Source organism: Rhodococcus sp. KRD197, from assembly GCF_017168235.1.
Classification (GTDB): Bacteria; Actinomycetota; Actinomycetes; order Mycobacteriales; family Mycobacteriaceae; genus Rhodococcoides.
The window spans coordinates 201,730-208,652 of sequence record NZ_JABFAO010000010.1 but is presented as its reverse complement, the minus strand read 5'-3'; the positions used below and the strand labels follow the sequence as shown (position 1 = coordinate 208,652).

General features: G+C 62.7%; 7 protein-coding genes. 6 read left to right on the top strand and 1 reads right to left on the bottom strand.

Annotation, left to right across the window (positions count from 1 at the left end):
- From J1M86_RS15805 to J1M86_RS15795, 3 genes are all read left to right on the top strand, one after another.
- On the top strand, window positions 1-368 hold a 368-nt coding region (locus J1M86_RS15805), incomplete at its 5' end, for a copper resistance protein CopC (protein ID WP_206510591.1).
- Window positions 369-378: 10 nt separating this feature from the next.
- Window positions 379-1,341 carry a cytochrome c oxidase assembly protein gene (locus J1M86_RS15800; RefSeq protein WP_094650931.1) on the top strand — a complete coding sequence of 321 codons (963 nt, stop codon included), beginning with the start codon at window positions 379-381 and terminating at the stop codon, window positions 1,339-1,341.
- A 65-nt stretch (window positions 1,342-1,406) separates the two neighbouring features.
- On the top strand, window positions 1,407-1,715 hold the full coding sequence (locus J1M86_RS15795; RefSeq protein ID WP_170945175.1) for a DUF4229 domain-containing protein: 309 nt from the start codon (window positions 1,407-1,409) through the stop codon (window positions 1,713-1,715).
- A gap of 206 nt (window positions 1,716-1,921) precedes the next feature.
- Here J1M86_RS15795 and J1M86_RS15790 read toward each other — a convergent pair whose 3' ends face one another.
- A complete protein-coding gene (locus tag J1M86_RS15790) occupies window positions 1,922-2,257 on the bottom strand; it encodes a hypothetical protein (protein WP_094650933.1) in 336 nt (111 codons plus the stop codon).
- 532 nt (window positions 2,258-2,789) lie between these two features.
- On the opposite strand from J1M86_RS15790, the gene J1M86_RS15785 reads away from it, so the two are divergent.
- The 3 genes from J1M86_RS15785 to J1M86_RS15775 are packed head-to-tail and all read left to right on the top strand — an operon-like array spanning window position 2,790 to window position 6,648.
- On the top strand, window positions 2,790-4,004 hold the full coding sequence (locus J1M86_RS15785) for a tyrosine-type recombinase/integrase (RefSeq protein ID WP_206510590.1): 1,215 nt from the start codon (window positions 2,790-2,792) through the stop codon (window positions 4,002-4,004).
- Window positions 4,001-6,244, top strand: coding sequence for a tyrosine-type recombinase/integrase (locus J1M86_RS15780; RefSeq protein WP_206510589.1), 2,244 nt, complete (start codon window positions 4,001-4,003; stop codon window positions 6,242-6,244). Before J1M86_RS15785 ends, J1M86_RS15780 begins: the two co-directional genes overlap by 4 nt.
- Window positions 6,241-6,648, top strand: a complete 408-nt coding sequence (locus tag J1M86_RS15775) for a DUF6262 family protein (RefSeq protein ID WP_075840860.1) — start codon at window positions 6,241-6,243, stop codon at window positions 6,646-6,648. Before J1M86_RS15780 ends, J1M86_RS15775 begins: the two co-directional genes overlap by 4 nt.
- The last annotated feature ends 275 nt before the right edge of the window (window positions 6,649-6,923 follow it).

Here is a 6,923-nt window from a genome sequence, read left to right as displayed (position 1 = left end):
TCGAGGGCCCCGACGTATCGGTCCTGCTCGAGGACGGACTCCCCAACGGGGAGTACACCGTCGGCTACCGGGTCACCTCCGCGGACGGGCACCCGATCACCGGATCGTACGGTTTCTCCGTCGACGTTGCGGCGACCGCCACCCCTCAGGACGCCGCTGCACAGCAGTCGCAGAGCGGTGCGACCTCGACCTCGCCGACTCCTGCTACCACGGCAACGCAGCCCTACGATCCCAACAATCCGTCCGCCAGCGAAGACCGGCCACCGAAACAGAACACCATGATGCTGCTCTCGATCGTGGGCCTGGCTGTGCTCGGTCTCGGTGCCATCGCCCTGACCCTGGTGATCCGAGGCAAGAACAAGCAATGACAGGGTGCCGATGATCATCGCTGCCGTTGCTCCCCCGGAAGGGCCGCCGACGCTGGCAGCGTTGTTGAGCTGGGATCTTCCTCCCCTACCGATCCTGCCGATCGCCGGTGTCGTCATGGCCGGGCTGTACTGCTGGGGGCTCTACCGGGTCCGCGGTCGAGGTATCGCATGGTCGCGGTGGCGGAGTGCGAGTTTTCTGCTCGGTTGCGCGGCGCTGGTCCTGGTGACCGGACTGCAGATCGAACGCTACGGCTACAGCCTGTTCAGCGTCTTCATGTTCCAGCATCTGACGTTGTCGATGACCATCCCACCGTTGTTGGTGGTGGGTTCGCCCGGACGACTTCTCCTGCGAGCCACCGCGCATCACGGAGCCGGTAGGTGGGTACTGATCGCGGCGCTGACGGGGTTGCGTAGCCGCGCCGGACGCATCGCTCTCCATCCCGGGCTGACGATCCCGTTGTTCCTTTTCAGCTATTACGGGCTGTATCTGTCGTCGATCTTCGATGTTCTCGCCATCACAGTCATCGGGCACGTATCGATGGAGATCTTCTTCTTCGCCAGCGGGCTGCTGTTCATCATCCCTGTGCTCGCCGTCGGCCCCCTCCCCGTTCGGCAGAGCAATCTGGGCCGGTTGTTCGACCTGTTCGTCGAGATGCCGCTGCACGTGTTCTTCGGTGTCATCTTGATGATGTCGAGCACCCCAATGCTGGCGACCTTCGCCTTCCCACCCCCGGAATGGGGCATCGATCCGGTATCCGATCAGAAGCTCGCCGGAGCGTTGGCGTGGTCCTACGGCGAACCGGTCGCCCTACTGGTCGTGCTCATCTTCTGCATTCAATGGAACCGGGACGAAAAAGAGGAATCGGCCGTCGCGGATCGCCAAGCCGAAGAGGACGGATACAGCGAACTGAACGCTTACAACGACTTCCTCAAACAGATCGGCACCGAAACCCGGTCCCGCACCGGACGATGACGCCAGACACTCTTACCGGCCTGAATGGAAAGCACGATGAGCCACGACGCACGACAGGACAGCAGATGCCACTGATCCGCACACCCTCAACTGCTCGAGGACGGCTTGCCCTACATGTGCTGGCTTACAACGTCGTGCGCCTGCTCCTCGTGTGCGTGGCCGCAGGAGTGCTTTTGGCCGTCGACGCGCTGACCAGTCTCGACATCCCCTTCGTGTTGGTTCTTCTCATCGCACTCGCAGCAAGCCTGCCGCTGTCGGCACTGACCCTCAGGAAACTTCGCCGAACCATCAACGAAGACATCGATGCAGTGGATCGGAAGCGCACCACGAGACGAGGACCAGCGACACGACCACCCCGTACCAAGAGACCGTGAAGCCGCGTGCGAACTTTCGACACAAACCCGGTCGTCGTTCGGTGCGATGTTCGCTGACTCATTCACAATGGGAAGTCGCTTCTGCGGGGTGACCCTCTTGGGATCGTCGCGCGCTGAAAACTATTGGTCGCACTCCGGCATTTCTGCATCTACGAACTCGAGAAGTTCTTCGCTTTCGATCTGTACCAGTCGACCTATACCGTGAATTAGACCAGCAGGTCATACGCCCACTCGTACACCCAGCGAGGTAACGCAGGTGCGTCGAACGGTGCGGCGGCGAAATTCGATTCGACGCGAACTACGCAGTCGGGGATCGCGTCGACGGTGCGGGAGCCGAAGGATCGAGCAGCGACGATCCACTGTCCGCGGTGATGCACTCGGATCGCGGTCGACACGGTGCACCGCCCATCAGAGTATCCGGCGGTGAGCTGGTGGAATTCCCACTCGACGTGCTGGTTCTGTCCGAAGAAGTGTGTCAGCGTCTCGGCGAAGGATGGCCCGTAGAGGGTCCCTCGGTCGGTGTCGATGCGGATGAAATTCATGGCTTCGGCCTCTTCGAGTCATAGCGGCAATGCGAGGTGTGCGTGGAAAGTTGCTCAGAACAGGGGAATTTGGCTGCGCGCCGCGAGACTGTCGCGGAACTCTTGGAACTTGCTTAGAAGGTCTGAGGCGACTGCCTCGGTGTAACAGATGGACCGCGCAACTTCGTTCAGTGTGTTGCCGGCGGCCAGGGCTTCATCTATCTCATGCCCGGCAGCGAGGTTTTCAACTTCGTCCGTATCTCGATGTGCGACGTCTGCGGCGGCCAACCGGACAGAAGCGAGGGCAGCTCGACGCCGCTCACGGCCCGGCTCTGTCTCTTCCCGCGCCGTCACAGTGTGCTACCGCTGCGGAAGGCGTTCAGGCGGTTTGTCGCTTCACGTTGCGCCCTTCCGATTTCGACGAGCTGGTCGAAGAGGAATTCTTATCCTCACCCCACCTCCAGGCGTCTTCGACGTCATGTGAGCGTCGGCGTGTCGGCTTTGTTTGCACGTGAGCTGATGGTTGCCTACACCCGTACGGGAGGTGGGTGTCATGGCTCGGACGCAGAAGGTGGTACTGCCGGACGGCGGGGTGACCTGGTCTGTCCTCGACCGCGACCACGCAGTAGTAGGCCCTGTCGAGGAATGGCTGGAGTGGCTTCGGGTCGCGTGCGCGTTCAGCCCCAACACAGTGAAAGCGTACTCACGTGGGCTCGCGTTGTGGTGGCACTACCTCGAGCAGAACGGGGTCGAGTGGCGCGATCCTGGCCTGACCGCGTTGAGCGGATTCATCGGCTGGCTCACCGGCGGGGATCTGCCCACCGCACGCCAACACCGGGTCAAGCCCACGACGTGCGGGCCGCGAACGGTGTCGCTGCGGTTGGCGGCGCTGGCCTCGTTCTACGAATGGTCAGAACGCCAATGCGGCGCAGTCGCACCGCGATTGGGGCGTGCGCGGCGCGAGCCGGAGTTCCAATCGTTCTTGACGCACCTGCAGAGCCGGCGGCGCGATCGACCCGCCGCGCTCGTCCCGCGCCGCCGCTGGCACACCGGTCCGACACCGGTGTTCCTGCCGGTACATGTGCAGCGAATCCTGGACAGCGCAGCAACATTCGATCCAATCAGCCGATCGTGGGCGGGAAATCTGCGCGACCGCCTACTGTTCGAGATACTTGCCGAAACAGGCCTTCGTCTGGGGGAGGCGTTGGGTGTGCGGCACGAGGACTGGATCGTCGGACGCGGCGGCACACCGTATATCGAGGTTGTTCCCCGCGGCGACAATCCCAACGGTGCCAGAGTGAAGAACATGAAGGGCCGGCGCGTGTTCGTCTCCGACCGCCTCGAGCGGATCTACGGTGACTTCCTCTACGAGGTCGGCGATGTAGCCGACCGTCATGGTTTGCCGCTTCGCGACACCGACCCCGTGTTGGTCAATACCGGTGGCGGACAGTTGCTGGCGGCGATGACACCGAGCGGGGTCTACCGGGTCGTCGAGCGGCTGCAGCGCCGCGTAGGCGGCGCCGTCCCCAGCGGTTGGACTCCGCACTGGTTCCGGCATACCCACGCCACGGCGCTACTTCTGAGCGGGGTCCCCGCGCATGTCGTCATGCGGCGACTCGGTCACGCCCAGGTCCAGACCACTCTGGACCTGTACGGATGGGTGACCGAAGAGGCGGAGCTACGCAGCGTGGCCGAGTGGCGGACATTTGCGCAGGGATGGCACCTACCAACCGAGCAGGGATATACGACAAACCTGGAGAATCGATGAAGTCTGCTGCATTGCCGCTGCCCGAACACAAACAGGCCGGGGTCACCGACCACGATCTCTGGGAACTCGTTCCCGAACATGTCCGGCCCGGAACGACTCTCGACATGCTGGCTTGGCCGTGGAACGAGGTGATCTACCACTACCCGAGCCGGACCCACCAACATGTCGCACTCGATGTTCCCGATCCGATCCGCCACGAATTCATCTGGTGGCTGTGGTCACTGCATATCACCGGTGAACGGGTCTCGCCGTCCGCGGTCTCGACGTGGATGCATTCGATCGCCCACATCAGCACCTCGCGGGTCCAGCGAGGCCACCCACCGATCACATCATTCCTCGACCTGGACCTCGACACGTGGATCACCGAGGCCCGGTCGGCCTTCACCGCCCGCCACCAACGCCTTCCGGGCGCACGGTTCAGCCAAAACCATCTGCAAATCATGCGCCGCCTCCGGCGCGCGGTCGGCATCGCCTATCACGAACAGGCGTGGTGGCAGGCCGAGCTGTGGGATCCCCTCCACGACCCCCGAATACCAGCACGCCGACACGAACCGCGCGGTCACGCCACCGTCGACTGGTCGACCGTGGAACCGGACTGGCTTCGTGCCGCAGGCCAATGGTGGCTCGGAACCCTTCTCAACGCCGACCGGATTCGGTGGGGCAGCGTCGGTCGATACCGAACCTCGTTGTGCGCTCATCTCGGACCCTTCCTGATCGAACGCGGAATAGACAGTCCGGTACTGGTCACCGACCCGGCGACGATGCTGCGTCCGTTCGCAAACGACTTCCTCGGCTGGCTACGCACCCGCCGCGCGGCCAACGGGCCCAACAAAGGCCAGCCCTTGTCCAACAAGACCATCTCCCTCACCCAGACCGCAGTGAACTCGATGTACGCGTTCTTCGTCGAACACCGCGACGAAGCGGCATTCGTCCTGGGCGACCCGCGATGGCGTGAGCTCACCGAACGCCACCTCGTGATGTGGCCGCGAGGGGAAACGATCTCGGTTGTGCGCTCCGACGACGCACCCGAATACCTCGACGGCGAAGATCTCAGTAGCGTTGCCGCGCATCTGGATCTGATCGGCCTGTCGGTATCGGAGAGTCGCACCATCGTCGTCGATGGGCAGGACAAGACAGTGTTCGGGCTCGGCGACCCGCAGGTCATGCGCGCCTATCTGCTGCTGATCCTCACCGGCCGCCGAGTCAATGAAATCCTGATGCTCGATCCGGACCCTCTGGGCCCTCTACTGACGACACCCGATCGGCAATCTGATGTGCAGGACTCTGCTCCCGAAACCCGGATGGCGGAGTTCTTCGTGGCGCGGCTGCGCTACCAGCAGACCAAGATCGATGGAGCCCCGAACACGATCCCCGTCGAGCAGGCCGTGGTGAACATCATTCGCGAGCAACAGGACTGGGTTCGCGACACTATCCTGCCGACGTTGACCGATGGCGCGGAACCGAAGTATCTCTTTCTTGCCCGAAAGGGCAACCAACGGGGCCAGCGTCCACTCGGCGGCATCCGTCAACGACTCACTGACCTTGCTGCGTTGATCGAGCTTCGCGACAAACACGGCCGCCCTGTCGATTTCCAGCGCACCCATCGGTTGCGGCATACCAAGGCCACTCAGATGCTCAACGCGGGCACACCACTGCACGTCGTGCAACGCTATCTGGGGCACGTCTCACCGGAGATGACACTGCGGTACGCAAAGACGTTGGCCCGCACCCATGAGGAAGAATTCTTGCGGCTGACGTTGATCGGCACCGACGGGCGTGACCACAACATCGATCAACACGCGCTCCTCGACGTTCTGCAACTCGATCAACGCACCGACCGGATCCTGCCCAACGGCTACTGCCTGCTGCCGCGTCCGAAAACCTGCGAACGGGGCAACGCATGCCTGACCTGCGGCGAATTCGCAACCAACGCCACCTACCTCAGCGAACTCGAAGACCAGCGGGACTCGACACTGGATCTGGTCGAAACCCGACGCGCACAACATTTTCAGCGAACCGGCAAACAGATGACCGACGACAACATGTGGCTCACCGCCCGGCGCAGCGAGGTGTCCGCACTGAACCTCATCATCGCCAACCTCACCTCCCCGGGCGGTGACGAATCGACCACGGTGCAGGGAGCCGGCGTCGGTGGCCGGGACGCGGTCCGCCGAGCATCGCAGCCACGGACACCGGTGGACCTACCACTGGGACCCAGCAGGAAAGGACATCGACCATGACCCTCGACGCCGAACAACGCAGCCAATTGCTCCGCCGCTCTGCCGAGGCCCGCACGACCGCCGCAGTCGAAAGAGCAACGAAAGCTATTGCCGCACTGAGTAAACGTGGTGAAGCGGTGAACTTCCGGAAAGTGTCACGCGAGGGCAACGTCAGCCTCGACTTCCTTTACCGCAACACCGAACTACGCGAGAAGATCATTCGCTTACGGACCCGGGACCAACCGGCACCGAACACCCCGATCGAACCGGATACGCAGAGCACGATCGTCCTCAGCCTCACCCGCCAACTGCGCGAAGCCAAAGCCGAAATCACCCGACTACACACAGCGCTCGCCGCGGCACACGGCGAGAACCTCACGCTGCGCCGAAATGCGCCCACACCTCGATACGAGCCGGCAACGTAGGGGCACGAAACGCCCCCGAAAATCACCTCATACTGGGGGCGGCACAAAACCGATGGTGGTTCAAAGTCGTACGACTGACCTTCAGTCGACGGTTTGCCAGGCCACTATCTGCAGACTGAGCCGAGTCAGGGGTCGCGAGGTCGCACCACTTCAACGACACGTAAGGGCTTCAGAAAGAGCCGGCGGCCACCAGTAGTAGTAGTACCGATGGTCGTCCCCTCCTTTTTGCCTGACGTCAGTGGGTTCTCATTCGGTGTGACGCAGCTTGCGGGATT